Origin of the sequence: Vibrio rotiferianus CAIM 577 = LMG 21460, from assembly GCF_002741985.1 — a bacterium.
GTDB lineage: Bacteria > Pseudomonadota > Gammaproteobacteria > Enterobacterales > Vibrionaceae > Vibrio > Vibrio rotiferianus.
On sequence record NZ_APHW01000101.1, the window covers coordinates 50,344 to 66,612 of the forward strand.

Here is a 16,269-nt window from a genome sequence, read left to right on the forward strand (position 1 = left end):
TATTTGATTACACTTGTGGTTTTGTGCCTTCTGCATTTGACAGAACACAATCCATTTGAACTTTTGCACCTAGCACGATGTTAGATACGGCAATCACGGTTCTTGCTGGCAAATCGCCATCAAAGAAAGTGGCGTACACCTCGTTGATTGCATCAATATCAGCAATGTCAGTCACTTGAATATTGACCTTAACCGCATCATTCATCACGTGGCCAATACTCTCAACGATCGCTTTAATATTTTTCAAACATTGCTCAGCTTGCTCTTTAGCCCCACCTTGAACCAGTTCATGGTTCAGTGCATCCATCGGTAGTTGCGCAGAAATGTGGTTATAGTGAGAAAACGCCACAGTTTGCGTCGCAAGCGCATCAAGAGGAGCGTTCAGCGTGTTGTTTGCCTTAATCACAATGCCATGGCGATCTTCAACTTCTTGCGGCGGCGTGCCGTCACCATGAGAAATCACAGCATCAATTTGTACTGCTGCGCCCATTGGTAGCGCAGATGCTTGAATAACTGAGCGCGCAGGCACGTACGCCACTGCTCTTGCAATCGCAGAGTCGGGGAAGAAAGTACGATACACTTCGTTCACTGACTCGATATCAGCCAGATCTTGTAGGTAAACGGTCGTTTTTACGATGTCATCCAGCGGAACATCAATGCTCTCTAGGATGTTCTTGATGTTTTGCAGACATTGCTGAGTTTGTTCTTTTACACCACCTTCGACCAAGCTTCCTGTCGCGGTATCAATAGGCAACTGTGCTGAGATATTGTTGTAGTGTGAGAATGCGACAGTCTGGGTAGAAAACGGACTTGTTGGTGCCAGTTCAGTATCACGCGACACCTTGATTAAGTCACATGGCTTTTGTGGTGTGGTCCCCTCACCATTTGAAATAAGCGCATCCATTTGTAGCAACGCCCCTTCAAAAGGTACCGCCTCAATCGCCAAGACAGTGCGTGTTGGCAGAAGGTTCGTAAAGAAAGTCGCATACACCTTGTTCACTGCTTCTGCGTCATCAATATTGGTCAAGTAGACATTCACTTTAACCACATCATCCATTACGTGATCAATGCTCTCTACAATTCTTTTAATGTTCAAAAGACACTGTTTGGCTTGTTCCTGAATGCCACCTTCAACAAGTTGGTTGGTTTGAGGGTCAATAGGCAGCTGAGCAGAGATATTATTGTAATGAGAAAACGCAACACTTTGCGTTGAGTGACTATTCATTGGTGCACTATTTGTATTTCTCGAGCATTTTATAATGGTGCCAGTCATTTTAATGTTACCTTTAAATTAATGATAAGGACATTTAACTTACGTGAACATCATTTAGGCTAGAAAAGGGAGTCATTAGTTATATTTCATTCCAATTCAATATCGAATCATAATAGAATTAACCGCTTCTTTTATATCCATCTTTTAAACCATAGATAAATAGAGCAAGGATCAACAAAGAAGCGGTGACAATCAGAATAGTACCTAATATATCGACTTTATTTAAAGAGAAGGTAATCATCCCGGATAGAACCCCGACAAGGATGATTAAATCAATTAATATGCCTCTAAATATTTTCATACCTCTCCTTTCACAAACAATCCACATCGTAAGTAAAACTATAAGATTATGCTGATTATTTAGACGCACTTCATTACAACATGCGCGCATTATGTTTAATTTTTACGCGCAGTACTCTTTAACTATCTTCACCGTTCTATAATCTTTTACCTACTCACGACTTCACGTCCCATATCATTAATAAAAAAACTAAATTGAACAGGAAAAGACTTTGTTTTTATTTTATAAATTAAACAATTAAGTCATAATGTTTTGAAATAATAAAAAACATTTCATGCCTACTTGTCGATATAAACCCCATTTTGATAAAGTCCACTCGCTCATATGAGATAAGTAACCTACTTAAAAATAACTTTATTCCGCTCTTGCACAACTTAGCCCTATCCAATTTTGGTTAGGGCTTTTTTTGAGGTAGAAAATGAACTTAGAAAGGATTGACTATTCATCTATTGAGGACTTTGAGATTAGGTTAATACCTTTCGATGCCACATACTGGAATAAAATTTTAAGTTTTCTTAACTCTATTGATGATGTCATCTCCTTTTCTTTCGATTCAGAAGATAACGTCTTTGTTGAACTGGACTCTAGTTTACTCTTCTATAACTGTGAAAATTCAAATAAGTACAAGTTTAATTTCGATAATGTTTTTATTTGTAAGTTCAAGTCTATCGCCAATGATGGATATAGCATCCGCTTATATTCTAATGGCATTAACTTTTTATCTCTCTAACTGATAATAAGCCAAAGAAATATGTACGAAAAAACAGACAAATTATGTCCAAATTGCTTTCGTTGGCTACTAAAAAACACAGCCAAAGCCGAGATATATTGCCCTGATACGATGTCATGCAGGGTAAAAGGCCCTTTGAGTATGCCTCCTCTAACCGTCACTAAAGCACAACTAAGAAGAACCTTAGTTAACGAAATTAGAAAAGACAAAAACTATCAAAATCTAACGGTCATCAAGCGAATAAATAAACTATTGGGTTTAACATGAAAAAAGATATTCTCTCTGGGCTAACCGTTGCTTTGGCTTTAATCCCTGAGGCCGTCGCCTTTGCTTTTGTAGCTGGCGTGGATCCGATGGCTGGCCTGTACGCAGCCTTCATTGTAGGGCTTATCACCTCTATCATTGGCGGGCGTCCTGGTATGATTTCTGGTGCAACCGGAGCGATGGCAGTCGTCATGGTATCCCTTGTGGCGATTCACGGCGTCCAATATCTCTTTGCCGCAATTATGCTGGCAGGCATCATTCAGCTCACTGCGGGGTTATTCAAACTAGGGAAATTCATCCGAATCGTACCTCACCCGGTGATGATTGGTTTCGTAAACGGCCTGGCGATTGTTATCTTCCTAGCGCAGTTAGGCCAGTTTAAAGCGCCGGATATCAACGGCATACTGACTTGGCTACCACAAGATCAAATGCTGCTAATGATAAGCCTAGTTGCATTAACCATGGCAATCATTCACTTTCTACCAACGCTCACTACTGCTGTACCATCTTCTTTGGTCGCAATCGTCACCGTTACAGCACTTGTTGTAGGCTTGGATCTCGAAACACGCACAGTCATCGATTTCCTGCGCACCATGTCTGTTGACGAAACCGCAACACTAGCAGGCTCGCTACCTAGCTTCTCCATTCCAGCGGTACCATTTACGGTAGAAACACTGCAAATCATTTTGCCTTACGCTGTCATCCTTGCCGCAATTGGTCTGATCGAATCACTACTCACACTGACAATACTGGATGAAATAACAAGCACCCGTGGTCAACCTAATCGCGAGTGTATCGGGCAAGGCATCGCGAACTTAACCTGTTCAGTGTTTGGAGCAATGGGTGGTTGCGCAATGATTGGTCAGTCCATGATCAACGTAAATTCAGGTGGACGCGGGCGTCTATCGGGCATCGTTGCCGCTATCTCGCTCTTGTTGTTCATCCTATTCGCTTCTTCACTGATTGAGATGATTCCTCTCGCAGCCCTTGTTGGTGTGATGTTCATGGTGGTGATTAGTACATTTGAATGGGCGACATTCAAGCTGGCACGTCGAGTACCTAAACAAGATTTCTTCGTTATTGTTTTAGTTACCGTGGTAACCGTGTTGACGGATCTTGCTGTTGCAGTAGCGGTAGGCGTGATTACCTCAGCATTAATGTTCGCATGGGAACACGCGAAGTATATTTACGCAGAGACAAGTACCAAAGAAGAAGGCATAAAAGAGTACAAAGTCTATGGGCCGATCTTCTTCGGTTCTGCGGCAAACTTCCTAGAGCTATTCAACGTACATGACGATCCGCAAGACGTAGTTGTCGACTTTGCCAACACTCGAGTGACTGACCATTCCGCCATTGCCGCCATCGTGACTTTGACTGAGCGCTATCAGGCTCAAAACAAGCAGATTCACTTAAAGCATTTAAGCCCTAGTTGCCGCCAACGCTTGGATAAAGCGAGTAATCTAAACCAAACCAATATAAATGAGTCACCAAACTATACGCTTGTGGTTGAAACGCTGAATCGCCAAGCCTAACGCTTCCAATACTGATGAACACGACCACCACCGAGTATGCACATGCTCGGTGGTGGTACTTTATTTAAGCCCTAACAACGTAGAAAACAAAAGGACAAACAACAGATGAAAACTGTTATTCATGAAACCCTACTACGCTTATCTTCAGCCCCACAAGAGTCTCATGTTCAAATTAGGCAGGAGCTCTACAACACTCTAAAACTGCCATTCGAGAAGCAGTTAGCGTTATATACCCATGTTCTTGGCCCGGTAAGTTCCGGTCAGTTGTCTAGCAGCAATAGCTTAACCAGAGCGGTGGGTGATGCGGAAAGAATCATCCTAAACAACAAGTAATCGATAACGAGGAATAAGCTTTCTCACGCCCTTAACCAAAAAAGTCGGCCTCACCACTTTAAACGGTGAGGCCGACTGTTATATACCGAGTTAACGCCAAGACAATTGGGGTCTATCTCGCCTTATTTCTTTCTAAGTACGAAAAACAGAATAAACATAGAGCCAATTGCAGAAGTCATCAGGCCGATGGGTAACTCCTGACCAGGGATCAGCACTCGGCTCATTAAGTCACTGGCTGAGAGGAGCATCGCGCCAATAAAAGCACATAAAGGCAATAGATAACGATGACTTGGTCCGGAAAATGGTTTCGCGAGATGCGGCACGATAAGTCCAACAAAGCCAATCACGCCACTTAAAGAGACAAAGATGGCTGTAGAGAGTGCCGATAAAATAAACACGGTCACGCGGAGGAATTTGACGCTTACACCCAGTGAGTTACTGGTGTCCTCATCCACCAACATAGCATCAAGCGAACGCCAGCGCAGCATGGTAAACAGTGCGAGCACAATAACCCCAACAGAGGCAAACGGTAGATTCTCCCATTTTGCCAGCCCTAATCCCCCCCCATCGACCAAAAGAGAATATTGCTCGCCGAACGTTGATCGCCGGTATAAATCAAGTACCCAGTAATGGCACTAAACAGGAACGAAACCGCCAACCCAGATAAGATCAGGCGCTCAACCCCTTGAGACTTTTGCAAAAAGAACACTAGGATAACCGAAGCTGCGGATAAGGTTGCCCCAGCAAATGCTGCCACCGGTAAAGACCATTGACCTAACGCTAAATCGAAATGGCTGATAACCGCAACAACGCCAGCCGATGCTCCCGCGGATAACCCGAATAAGAATGGGTCAGCCAAGTCGTTCTTGGTCACGGTCTGCAATAGCGCCCCCACCATGGCAAGCCCAGCACCAACTAAAATCGCGAGAAGAAATCTAGGAATTCGAATCTCACTCAAAATAACGTTGGTCATTGCAGGTAGCGAAGCCTGGTCAAAGGTAAAAAACTGATAAACAGCGGAAAAGGGGATGTTTATTGTTCCGTAAGAGAGCGAAAGGAACAGTATGACCGATAGCAGCATCAGGCTTGCCACGATAGCAAGCCAAAACTTTACGTTCGAATTACTCATGAATCACGATACCAGCCTCGGGATGGAGCTTGGCTGCAATCTTCTTGATGGCAACTACATTGTTGGGGCCTGGCGTCAGCTCACTGTACTTCAGCCGCAAAAATTGACCATTTTTCACCGCTTTCGTTTGGCGCATTAGAGGGTTGTCACTCAGGGCTTTTATCGAGCTGTTGATCGCTGCATCATCTGAGCTGCCATAATCCACCAAAATGATCATATCAGGATTATGAATGGCGACTTTTTCCCATGGTGCAGTGCCCCAACTAAAGTTTTCGTTGCCCATCACGTTGACGCCACCAGCCGCTTTGATCAGCGCATGAGGCATAGCAAAGCGCCCACTGGTAAAGGGCTGATCAATGCCTGAATCGTAAAGGAACACCTTCTTGGTTGGATAAGCTGATACCTTTGCCTCGATGTCTTTGAGGTCTTTCTTCCAATTCTCGACTAAGCTCTGTGCTTTATCACTCTTATCGAAGACTTTGCCCAACTTAAGGGCATCGCCGTAAAGCAGCTCCATGGAGCTTCTTGCTTCTTCTTAGTGATGTGAGCGCAGCTTTCGCTGAGGACCAGCGTCTTTACTCCAAAGTGCGCCAAGTTTTGTGGCGTCAGATCCGAGCCAAATTTAAGACCGTAGTTCCAACCAGCAAACAGGAAGTCTGGATTCTTTTCTAGTAAAGGTTCTAGCGTTAAGTAACGCCCAGAGATTTCGGGAATATCACCTAAGTCTGCCTTGAACTGATCAGATACTTGATACCAACCTGTAATACCATTTACCGCCACCATGTTAGGTTGTAGCCCCAATGCGAACGCCATTTCCGTCATATTGAGATCTTGGAATACCGCTCGTTTTGGTGCTTGTTCAAACGTCAACACGTCCCCGCAGCTTTCAACACTGACTGGGTAATGTGGTTCCGTCGGTGCATTGGTGTTTGCGTAAACAGAGACAGATAAAAACAACGGCATCAAGCATATTTTTTTCACGGTAACTCCTTAATCTATTTCAAAAAAACGGATCGCTTTTCCTGTTGTAGGATGTAAGAAATGAAGGGTATTCAAATCAAAAGTATCTTTTATCCAGTGAGCATTGAGCGTGTTTTCGACCGTATCGCACACCTGCATTTTGCCTCGATTAATGATCATCACTTGGTCGGCAAAGTATTCGGCAAGGTTTAAATCATGTAATACGGCAATCGTCGTGATCTGCTTATCCTTAACGATTTTGAGAAGCTCTATTCTCGCTTTAGGGTCTAAGTGATTCGTCGGCTCATCCAAAAGCAGCAACTTGGGCTCTTGCACCAACACTCGCGCTAAGTTGACGCGCTGAAACTCTCCACCAGAAAGCTGCCCAACTTTTTGCTCTCTTAACGTCTCCAGTCCAAGCTCAGCGATCACGCGGGTAATGCATTCGTTGTCATATTGGCGTGTGGAATAGTGAAAATGAGGAAACCGCCCCAGTGAAATATAATCAAGCACTCTCATTTGTGGGTCGACGGTATTATTCTGCCCCATAAATGCAATATATCTTGAACGCATTTTATGGTTATAACTCGAAAGTGGTTTACCAAGAAAACTCAATTCACCAGAGAATATATTCACCGTTCCCATAATGGTGCGAATAAAGGTCGATTTTCCGCACCCATTAGGACCAACAATCGCTAAGAACTCTTTCTCTTTTAGACTAAAGCTAATATCCCTAACTAACTCCATTTTAATGCCCAGTGACAATCCCTTAATGGTTAACACTTCTTTCACATTAATAAGCCTTGCTAGTTAATATTTAGCCATTATCAAATAAAAAAAACCTTAGTCAATAAAAACAGAAAATAAAAAATATGTTTTTATTTATGATTTAGAAATATATTCATTTTACTTAGAAATAGAGCCCTATCCTTTATTCATGTGAAACGAATAGCAAAGTTAATTGAAAAACTACTATATCAAATAGCTAAATTTCCAATCGTGATAATAGATATGAAGTATAGAAAAGTAATTGACTGTAAAACGATAACGCTCAGAGAGTTTTATGTGGAACATCATTACATAATATATCTCTCTGAAGCCAAAGGACTGGTGTCCATCAATGACAGTAAAATCGCCATTACCTCCCCAACTATCTTGATGATTCCTCAATACAGCCGGGTTTGGTGTGACTTACGCAGCGAGAGCCCGACACAGTGCATTGAGGTTCAAATACTGACTGTATCCAACCATACGATCGACTCTCTGATTGCTAAAGTTCCACAGCGGGCATTTGGTGCCAATAATATCTCTTACGCTATCAGTGACAACTTCGAGATAAAGGACAGATTCAAACTATTAAAAGAGGGGCATGACACCTTAAGCAACCATGCTTTAAAGGTGTTACTGGTTGAAGAGTCTCTATTTTTTATATTTTTAACAATGAGTTACTACGAAATGGATATTATTCGAATGTTCAAGTCCGATCATTACCAATCAAAGCGAGAAGTCATCACTCGAATGATAAGCCAAGATCCGACTCATAAGTGGCAAATTGAGGAAGTCGCCAGCAAGCTGTTCATCTCCTCTTCCACGCTAAGAAGACACTTGAATAAAGAAGACGTCTCTTTCAGCCAATTGCTGTTAGACGTAAGAATGGGCATTGCACTCAATATGCTGACGTTCACTTCCTACAATGTCAGTGAGATCAGCCATCGTTGCGGCTTTGGTAGTTCGGCTTATTTCTGTGATGCATTCAAACGAAAGTACAGTTTAACTCCCTCAAAATTCAGGCAGTATTCTAGAGAAAACAACGGCTCATCACTGCTGACACTCAAGTATTAATCACTTCCTCATAGTCAAACAAACACAATCGAAACTCATAATCCACAAAACCTAAAAAAGCCCAATATTGGTATTAATATTGGGCTTTATATTTTGTCTATAAGAACTGAAGCTTAGCCTTCCACTTTAGCTGGCTCGCCTTTGAACTTGTTTAGCACGGCAGTATGCAGACCATTCTGATACGCCACCGCAACGAGTACAATCACCACACCGATTGACTGCAATAGCGTCACCGACTCACCACTTGTAAATGGTGCAACAAGAACGGTAGTAATTGGGCTTAATAGCAATAGACCTGCGACAACGGTTGGGTCCAAGTTTACCGAACCAATTTGTACAAATACCCAAGCAACCGCATGACCAACAACACCTAAGATCACAATCCAGATCCAGTTGCTCATATTAATCGCATCACCAGCAATCGAACCATCAGCTGCTGATAGTGGCAGTTTGCCGTCGACAAGAACACCCGTGGTAATGTTGAAACCGTGCGTCGTCGCCATAACAATCGCAGCAGGGATAAGCTGAGCAAGGAATACCCACATCAGTGGCTGGAAGTAGCGACCTGCGTTCAGTGTGCCCGACTTACGGCTAGTGTAGAGGTATAGCGCGTAACAAATACCGGATTTAATACCCAGAATCGTACCCACTAGTGCAATTGGGTAGCCCCACATGGTGCTTGGACCTTCAGATGGACCACCCTCTAGAACACCACCCGCGAGAACAATACCGAACAACATAATCGGTACTAGGAACCAGAAGCTTTTCTCCGGTTTGAACTTATCAAAAGTCATGGCAAGCAATGGCATGATGATGATTTGTAGGTTAAGCAGGATAGATGAAATACCAGCACCAATAAAGAAGATTGCAAAGTTCCAAGACGTCATATCAAGGCCAAGGAAAATACCAGCGACGATAGCGAGTGCAAAACCTGATTTGTTAATTAAGCCTTTCTTTTTAATTTCAGAGACAGCAAAAGGAATTAAAACTAAGAAACCTACTAAACAACGTAAAAACGCGTTAGTTGCTGGTTCAAAGTTGGCCTCTTTTACCATGATTGCCGAGAACGCTAACGCAATAATACCAATCATAATAAACATATAAGCAAGTGGTTTGCTCATTTTCTTTTCTGGTCCAGATGTGGACTCAGCTCTAACTTCAGACATAAATAGCCCCAAAATGTTAATTAAAATAATATTGTTTTTTTAATTTAATGCTTATTTGAAAGTAAAAATAAGCATTAACAAGCCATACCAGTGATTAAATACTGGTATGGCTTAATTAATACAGAGTTAAAAATTTGCGTAGGGAGACGCTAGAATAAATATAGTTTTAATATTAAAAGAAGAATGAAGCTATCTACGATCAGGTAGCATGCCTTCTTTCAAAATAAAGCTAATGATTTCTTCTAAACCAACACCATCATGTAGGTTCGCGAAAATAAATGGACGGTCACCGCGCATCTTCTTCGCGTCACGATCCATAATATCAAGTGACGCGTGTACATATTCAGCAATGTCGATTTTATTAATGATCAATAGATCTGACTTAGTGATACCTGGACCACCTTTACGTGGGATCTTGTCACCTGCAGACACATCAATAACGTAGATCGTTAGGTCAGACAGCTCTGGGCTGAATGTCGCGGCCAGATTATCACCGCCAGATTCGATCATCACGAGCTCAAGGTCTGGATGACGCGATTGTAAGTCGTTCACCGCCGCTAGGTTCATCGAAGCGTCTTCACGGATAGCAGTATGTGGACAGCCGCCTGTTTCTACGCCAAGAATACGATCCGATGGCAGCGCGTCATGCTTGAGCAAGAAGTCCGCATCTTCACGGGTGTAAATATCGTTCGTTACAACCGCGATGTTGTAATGATCTTTAAGTGCTTTACACAATTTACGTAGCAGCGCTGTTTTACCAGAACCAACAGGACCGCCTACACCAACACGTAAACACTGTGTCATATTAATTTTCCTTTTGTTCTTTAAAGCAAATTAGCTTCGAAATAGTCTTGAATATTGCGTTTCATGTTTTGCACTTCCTAGCGCTAAGCCAGGAAGCGTTGGACCTAGCTCCCAATCCTCTAAGCAGAGGGCTGCTTCAACCGCTTCAACAAGCTTAGGTTGCAGTCGAATACACAAGCGCTGTGCTGCGGTATGCCCCAGCGGCAGCGCTTTACATGCCACCGCTAATTGGTTCTCTAACCATCCCCATGCAAAGCCCAGCAAGCTCTGTCGAACAGGAATGTGGTTTAGCTGTGTAACCCAAGCAAACATGGTCACGTATCCAGGTTCTTGAAGCTGTTTTGCCCCTTCAACATGCAGCTGAGGGTGCATTTCAAGATTGGTCAGTAAGTCTATTAATGCTTGACCAAGACGGATGTCTTCTTCACATAACTCAGACGTTTCACGATTCGCTAGCAGCCAATCATTCCAAAACGTCACTTCTTGGCAATCGCTATTCGCCCACGCATGATATAACCGTGCTAACACAGGTAATTCACAACGGGCTAAACCGTCATCAAGCACGCCTTCTAGCCATGCACCAAGCTCTTTTTCGTTTTTCACCCAACCAAGCTCAAAAGCGCTTTCTAGCCCTTGTGACCAAGCAAACGCACCAATAGGAAGTGCTGGGCTAATAAATTGCATCAAGCCAAGTAGTGCTAGATCACCGACTTCACGATCAGAAGTATTAGTGTTCATGCTGATGTCCATGGTGATGGTGACCATGAGAGTGATCATCAGATTGCTCACGACCAACATGTGCGTACGCACCGGACTCTGGGTCAAAAGGCGCTTGATGATGCGTTAGCGTTGCACCAAGCAGCAGTGCCAATTCTTCGAGAACATGGTCCGGCGTCATTCGTACCCAACAACGTCCGTCATCATCCTGACCAACCGCTAGCAATGTGTGGCGGTTACCTAAGTGATAACAAAGGCGAGCAAGAGGAAGTGTGCCATTGATGTAAGCTGTCGTGACAGGTTCGTTCGCTGCAAGCACACGAATCACCTCACCTGTTTTCGCTTCTAGCAAATCGCCATCACGTAATACAGGTCCACGATCGAGAAACAAACCGACATCATGTCCATTTTCCGTTACTCCTTTAAGACGCCCTCGAATACGCAACTCATAAGGAAGAATAAGACTATCGAATACCTCACACTCAGGATTGGCATCTAATCGTTTTGTTAATTCAAGCATTGCAAGCCCTTACTGTTAATTAGAACAAATGGTAGCGTTGAGCCAACGGAACTTCTGTTGCTGGTTCACACGTCAATAGAACGCCATCCGCACTTACTTCATAAGTTTGTGGATCAACGGTCAGTTCAGGACACACGTCGTTGTGCTTCATGTCTTGTTTGGTCTTGTTACGAACGTCTTTACACGCAACAAGCGGGCTGTTCAGACCCAGTTTTTCTTCTAGGCCAGTGTTCATCGCAGCTTGGCTGACAAACGTCATGCGCGTTGCTGATACTGCGCGACCCAAAGAGCCGAACATGTTGCGGTAATGCACCGGTTGAGGCGTTGAGATTGCCGCGTTTGGATCGCCCATCGCAGCGCCTGCGATCATGCCACCTTTCAAGATGATAGATGGTTTAACGCCGAAGAATGCTGGTTTCCAAAGCACTAAGTCGGCGAATTTACCCACTTCAATCGAGCCAACTTCGTGTGCGATACCGTGAGTGATGGCTGGGTTGATGGTGTATTTCGCGATGTAGCGCTTCGCACGGAAGTTATCTGCGCCAAGATCTTGGTCTTCAGGAAGAAGACCGCGCTGTACTCGCATCTTGTTTGCTGTCTGCCAAGTACGACATACCACTTCACCTACACGTCCCATTGCTTGTGAATCTGATGACATCATCGAGATCACGCCCATATCGTGAAGAATGTCTTCTGCGGCAATACTTTCGCGACGAATACGAGAGTCAGCAAATGCAACGTCTTCAGGGATGTTTGGATCTAGGTGGTGACACTCCATCAACATATCCAAGTGCTCATCAACAGTATTGATGGTGTACGGACGCGTTGGGTTTGTTGAAGAAGGCAGTACATTTGGTAGTGCACAAGCTGCAATGATGTCTGGAGCGTGACCACCGCCCGCACCTTCCGTGTGGTAGGTATGGATACAACGATCTTTAAATGCAGCCAACGTATCTTGTAGGAAACCTGATTCGTTCAAGCTATCTGAGTGAAGCGCAACCTGAACATCGTAGCGATCTGCTACGTTTAAGGCGTTGTTTATACATGCCGCTGTTGCACCAAAGTCTTCGTGGATCTTCAGGCTCATCGCGCCCGCTTTAACTTGTTGCTCAAGCGCTTCAGGCGTACTTGCACTGCCTTTACCTAGTAGACCGATGTTCATTGGTAGATCATCGACCGCTTGCATCATCTTGCCGATGTGCCAAGGACCCGATGTGCTGGTTGTCGCTAGACTGCCTGTTGCAGGACCCGTACCGCCACCAATCATGGTCGTTACACCGCTCATCAGCGCTTCATCAATCTGTTGCGGACAGATAAAGTGGATATGTGTATCGATACCACCTGCGGTTAGAATTTGGTTCTCACCTGCGATGATTTCAGTACCAGGGCCAATGATGATATCAACATTAGGCTGTACGTCTGGGTTACCCGCTTTACCAATTGCCGCGATACGACCTTGCTTAAGACCAACGTCAGCTTTAACGATGCCCCAGTAATCCATGATGATAACGTTAGTAATAACCGTATCCATTACTGCGTCATCACAACGTTGGCTCTGACCCATACCGTCACGGATGACTTTACCGCCACCAAATACGACTTCTTCACCGTAGTGCGTGTGGTCTTTTTCAATCTCAATCCATAGCTCTGTATCACCCAGACGGACTTTGTCGCCCGTTGTAGGACCGTACATGTCTACATACGCTTGTCTAGAAATCTTCATTACTATTACCTTTACTTAGAATTGTTATCTAGTGAGCCCATCACGTCGCCACGGAAACCGTAGACTTGACGTAAGCCAGCGAACGGAATCAGCTCCACTTCGCGGGTTTGACCTGGTTCGAATCGGATTGACATGCCAGCGGCGATCGCTAGGCGGTGACCGTAAGCAAGCTCTCGGTCAAAAGATAAAGCGCGATTCGCTTCAGCAAAGTGGTAGTGCGAGCCAACCTGAACAGGGCGGTCACCCGTATTAGAAACTTTCACTGGGATCGTTGTGCGGTCAGTACACAGCTCAATGTCATCTGCTTTTAGTTGGTATTCACCTGCAAACATGGCGGTCTCCTTAAATAATCGGGTTATGCACAGTCACTAGCTTTGTGCCGTCAGGGAAAGTTGCTTCTACTTGTACTGTTTCAATCATTTCAGCAATGCCAGGCTGAACATCAGCACGAGTTAAGATTTCACGACCTGCACTCATCATTTCCGCAACGGTGCGCCCTTCACGTGCACCTTCCATGATTGCGCAGCTGATCAGCGCAACAGATTCTGGGTAATTCAGCTTGATGCCTTTTTCTTTGCGTCTTTCAGCAAGCAGACCTGCAGTGAACAAAAGTAATTTGTCTTTATCTCTAGGTGTTAATTCCATCGTTTACTCCGTTTCATGATTTTCAATATAAAATCGCGTTATTAGGTGTTTAATAAGGCGTTATAATTCGAGTTTGATTAAGTCAGCCAGATTCTTGGTATCACCGGCTCCATACCAATGAGCAGCGGACGCAATACCTCTCTCGCTTGTTGGAACAAGTCCCAAACTTCGTTTCTTTCGGTACCGAGATAACGGATGACCAACACGCCACGTCGCTCACTCACCGCCCAGCGATCGGATGCTGGCATGTGCTCTCGAAGTGCTAAGATGGCTTGTTTTGGATCGTCTAGACCCACCGCCCACATATTGGCGTGAACCGTTGAACCACCTTGTCCCCACTTACCGAGAAAACGCGGATGAGTCGGGTCGACCGTTTGTCTTTCAAGCCACAGCGGTTTGCCATTTTGGTAGAGGTTAAATTGTTGAGTGATGCATCCACTGTTGAATGGCAACTCACTAGCAGGTCGCCCTAGAACGGTAATTTCCCAGCCAAGACACTTGGCATTTGTACCCAAGTTAATCGTGCAAGTTTGGTCACCAATAGAACCATCAAAAGCAATCGACTCTTGAGGAAGCCACTCTAAAATGGCGTTATCCTCAACATCCAAGTTGGTGTGTTGTTTCCACGGCACCAAGTTGCGGTCGGCTTTGTACAGCTTGTTTGCGGCGGGGGTTGTCACTAAAGCGTGAGCGTCACTTTGTACACCAATATTGAAGTTCAGCTCGTCACCACTCACCAAGCCACCAGGCGGGTGCAGAATGTAGACATGGCAACAGCCATCTTTGCCCTCAGGATAGAAAGGTCTTTGGACAATCAGGGGTCCAAAGTGTCGTAGGGTATTTAATCGTGTGACACTAGAATTGCCTTCAGCATGAGCACCAAATTTTAATGTCAAAGACGCTAACCACTGACGATTGAGACCAAAACCTTGTTCAACACGAGGTGTATTGGTTTTGTCAGTCGTTGTCGTTTGGAAATCTGTCATATGAACATACCTTTCTACCTACCTTTAAATTAAAAATTAGGATTAAAATGCTTATTACTGTTTCACTGGTAACGAGTGAAATAGGTCAAACTTCAACGAATAACGCTGAATAGGAATAGAAATCACGAGTAATAAATAACGCCTAGTGAAAAAAGAGATACTTAATAATTCTCTTCTTTAATTTCACCTATAGCGTCACTATTAATAAACTTACACAATTACATGGATTTCTATATCGATGCTGTAACGAATGGACACAATATACAGGAATCAAGCGGAGTCTAAATTAGACATTTTGCCCAAAAGATTACAATATAAATGTCAGCATCACTTCATTATTAATGGAATGTTTAAAACTATTTCAGCGTTACTAAATAAAAAATATAAACAGTGAATTTACTCACAATTTCTATCATTGCTAAACGATGAGATAAGAGTGAATTACCGGAAACCGACAAACTTAAACAATGGATTTTCTGAAGCGGCTTCTGAACTGTTGAGGGGTGGTCTGCTTATTTTTTTTAAACACAGTGCAGAAATAGGCAGAGCTCTTAAATCCACTCAGGTTGCTTATCTTCAATATGCTGAAGTTACTAAACTTCAGATACCGAATCGCGACATTGAGCCTCACCTCGTTGAGGATGCAAGAGAAAGACTTCTGCTCTGCTGATAACCCTCTCCTCAAGGTAGAGATGCTGGTCGCCATAGACAGAGCCGCCGCCTCAAGCGTCCAATGCTTCCTCGGCTCACGCATAAGCAGATTGGACAATCTCTCAGAAACCGACAGATCAGTTTTCATGTTTAAGACGATATTGATGTCTTTGTTTTCCAGATGTAGGTGAATCAGAAGTTCAACCACACTCTGTCTAAGCAGTGCTTTGTTCAACCGCCCCATACAACGGTGCCCATCAACGACGCGATTCATTAAAAAAACATCACAAAAATCTTTGTTATGAGCTTTTAAGAAATTTCTGCCATCACTTGAACGACACAATTTTCTATTTCTCTTATCAAAGATAAACTTGTTTAACTCATAAAGGTCTTGCTTAATAAATCCAATATCAAAATCATTTAAGCTAATGAAATCTAATTCTGACCGTTCGGTTAATTTTGATATATTAACGTAAACAAACGAGTTTTTTGGAATGATAATTAAGCTATCGTTAAACTCCTGAACGGGAGAACCATTAATATTAATCTCTCCTTGATAACCTGAGACTCTGGCAAATATCGTCTTTTTAGTTCTGTAATTGTGTAGCCTAAAATTGCTGGCATTAATATTATGAAAAAACATTGCTATCAAATAATTAACATCTATATACTGTCAAGCATACTAGCAAGATA

The 16,269-nt window shown here is 43.6% G+C and carries 15 protein-coding genes and 2 pseudogenes; 3 read left to right on the forward strand and 14 right to left on the reverse strand.

Annotated features, from left to right (window positions below):
* Positions 1–7 precede the first annotated feature (7 nt).
* Complete coding sequence (locus B853_RS17410) at positions 8–1,273, reverse strand: RidA family protein (protein WP_038886436.1); 1,266 nt, start codon at positions 1,271–1,273, stop codon at positions 8–10.
* 118 nt (positions 1,274–1,391) lie between these two features.
* Positions 1,392–1,574, reverse strand: a complete 183-nt coding sequence (locus tag B853_RS17415) for a hypothetical protein (protein WP_010453603.1) — start codon at positions 1,572–1,574, stop codon at positions 1,392–1,394.
* Positions 1,575–2,567: 993 nt separating this feature from the next.
* Here B853_RS17415 and B853_RS17425 point away from each other — a divergent pair.
* Both B853_RS17425 and B853_RS17430 read left to right on the forward strand, forming a co-directional pair.
* On the forward strand, positions 2,568–4,100 hold the full coding sequence (locus B853_RS17425) for a SulP family inorganic anion transporter (protein WP_010453607.1): 1,533 nt from the start codon (positions 2,568–2,570) through the stop codon (positions 4,098–4,100).
* A 105-nt stretch (positions 4,101–4,205) separates the two neighbouring features.
* The gene (locus B853_RS17430) at positions 4,206–4,433 is read left to right on the forward strand and encodes a PAS factor family protein (RefSeq protein ID WP_038882818.1); all 228 of its coding nucleotides are present in this window, start codon (positions 4,206–4,208) and stop codon (positions 4,431–4,433) included.
* A 122-nt stretch (positions 4,434–4,555) separates the two neighbouring features.
* Here B853_RS17430 and B853_RS17435 read toward each other — a convergent pair.
* From B853_RS17435 to B853_RS17445, 3 genes and pseudogenes are all read right to left on the reverse strand, one after another.
* Positions 4,556–5,514 (reverse strand): annotated as a pseudogene (locus tag B853_RS17435) (FecCD family ABC transporter permease).
* 40 nt (positions 5,515–5,554) lie between these two features.
* Positions 5,555–6,543 (reverse strand): annotated as a pseudogene (locus tag B853_RS26920) (ABC transporter substrate-binding protein).
* Between the two features lie 9 nt (positions 6,544–6,552).
* Positions 6,553–7,314: an ABC transporter ATP-binding protein gene (locus tag B853_RS17445; RefSeq protein ID WP_038882815.1), complete on the reverse strand. Its 762-nt coding sequence runs from the start codon at positions 7,312–7,314 to the stop codon at positions 6,553–6,555.
* 273 nt (positions 7,315–7,587) lie between these two features.
* Between B853_RS17445 and B853_RS17450 the strand changes: the two genes are divergently transcribed.
* Positions 7,588–8,364 carry a helix-turn-helix transcriptional regulator gene (locus tag B853_RS17450; protein WP_227741949.1) on the forward strand — a complete coding sequence of 259 codons (777 nt, stop codon included), beginning with the start codon at positions 7,588–7,590 and terminating at the stop codon, positions 8,362–8,364.
* 113 nt (positions 8,365–8,477) lie between these two features.
* On the opposite strand, the gene B853_RS17455 is transcribed toward B853_RS17450, so the two are convergent.
* The 9 genes from B853_RS17455 to B853_RS17495 form a co-directional block, all read right to left on the reverse strand.
* Complete coding sequence (locus B853_RS17455) at positions 8,478–9,530, reverse strand: DMT family transporter (protein ID WP_038887857.1); 1,053 nt, start codon at positions 9,528–9,530, stop codon at positions 8,478–8,480.
* A 189-nt stretch (positions 9,531–9,719) separates the two neighbouring features.
* Entirely contained in the window at positions 9,720–10,334 is a 615-nt protein-coding gene (ureG, locus tag B853_RS17460) for an urease accessory protein UreG (RefSeq protein ID WP_009696564.1), read from the reverse strand.
* Positions 10,335–10,364: 30 nt separating this feature from the next.
* Positions 10,365–11,072, reverse strand: coding sequence for an urease accessory protein UreF (locus B853_RS17465; protein WP_081641151.1), 708 nt, complete (start codon positions 11,070–11,072; stop codon positions 10,365–10,367).
* Entirely contained in the window at positions 11,062–11,571 is a 510-nt protein-coding gene (gene ureE / locus B853_RS17470) for an urease accessory protein UreE (RefSeq protein WP_038883328.1), read from the reverse strand. Before ureE ends, B853_RS17465 begins: the two co-directional genes overlap by 11 nt.
* A gap of 19 nt (positions 11,572–11,590) precedes the next feature.
* Complete coding sequence (gene ureC, locus B853_RS17475; RefSeq protein ID WP_038883330.1) at positions 11,591–13,294, reverse strand: urease subunit alpha; 1,704 nt, start codon at positions 13,292–13,294, stop codon at positions 11,591–11,593.
* A gap of 11 nt (positions 13,295–13,305) precedes the next feature.
* Positions 13,306–13,626, reverse strand: a complete 321-nt coding sequence (locus B853_RS17480; RefSeq protein WP_009696560.1) for an urease subunit beta — start codon at positions 13,624–13,626, stop codon at positions 13,306–13,308.
* A gap of 10 nt (positions 13,627–13,636) precedes the next feature.
* Complete coding sequence (gene ureA / locus B853_RS17485) at positions 13,637–13,939, reverse strand: urease subunit gamma (protein WP_009696559.1); 303 nt, start codon at positions 13,937–13,939, stop codon at positions 13,637–13,639.
* 77 nt (positions 13,940–14,016) lie between these two features.
* Positions 14,017–14,925, reverse strand: coding sequence for an urease accessory protein UreD (locus B853_RS17490; RefSeq protein ID WP_038883331.1), 909 nt, complete (start codon positions 14,923–14,925; stop codon positions 14,017–14,019).
* Positions 14,926–15,385: 460 nt separating this feature from the next.
* Positions 15,386–16,219 (reverse strand): helix-turn-helix transcriptional regulator, encoded by an 834-nt coding sequence (locus tag B853_RS17495; protein WP_038883333.1) that lies wholly within the window; start codon positions 16,217–16,219, stop codon positions 15,386–15,388.
* Between the last annotated feature and the right edge of the window lie 50 nt (positions 16,220–16,269).

Coding starts and splice junctions, on each gene's coding strand:
- B853_RS17415 (WP_010453603.1), bottom strand. CDS start 1,574: ATGAAAATATTTAGAGGCATATTAATTGATTTAATCATCCTTGTCGGG.
- ureE (WP_038883328.1), bottom strand. CDS start 11,571: ATGCTTGAATTAACAAAACGATTAGATGCCAATCCTGAGTGTGAGGTA.
- B853_RS17455 (WP_038887857.1), bottom strand. CDS start 9,530: ATGTCTGAAGTTAGAGCTGAGTCCACATCTGGACCAGAAAAGAAAATG.
- B853_RS17465 (WP_081641151.1), bottom strand. CDS start 11,072: ATGAACACTAATACTTCTGATCGTGAAGTCGGTGATCTAGCACTACTT.
- B853_RS17425 (WP_010453607.1), top strand. CDS start 2,568: ATGAAAAAAGATATTCTCTCTGGGCTAACCGTTGCTTTGGCTTTAATC.
- B853_RS17495 (WP_038883333.1), bottom strand. CDS start 16,219: ATGTTTTTTCATAATATTAATGCCAGCAATTTTAGGCTACACAATTAC.
- B853_RS17490 (WP_038883331.1), bottom strand. CDS start 14,925: ATGACAGATTTCCAAACGACAACGACTGACAAAACCAATACACCTCGT.
- ureG (WP_009696564.1), bottom strand. CDS start 10,334: ATGACACAGTGTTTACGTGTTGGTGTAGGCGGTCCTGTTGGTTCTGGT.
- B853_RS17410 (WP_038886436.1), bottom strand. CDS start 1,273: ATGACTGGCACCATTATAAAATGCTCGAGAAATACAAATAGTGCACCA.
- B853_RS17480 (WP_009696560.1), bottom strand. CDS start 13,626: ATGTTTGCAGGTGAATACCAACTAAAAGCAGATGACATTGAGCTGTGT.
- B853_RS17430 (WP_038882818.1), top strand. CDS start 4,206: ATGAAAACTGTTATTCATGAAACCCTACTACGCTTATCTTCAGCCCCA.
- ureA (WP_009696559.1), bottom strand. CDS start 13,939: ATGGAATTAACACCTAGAGATAAAGACAAATTACTTTTGTTCACTGCA.
- ureC (WP_038883330.1), bottom strand. CDS start 13,294: ATGAAGATTTCTAGACAAGCGTATGTAGACATGTACGGTCCTACAACG.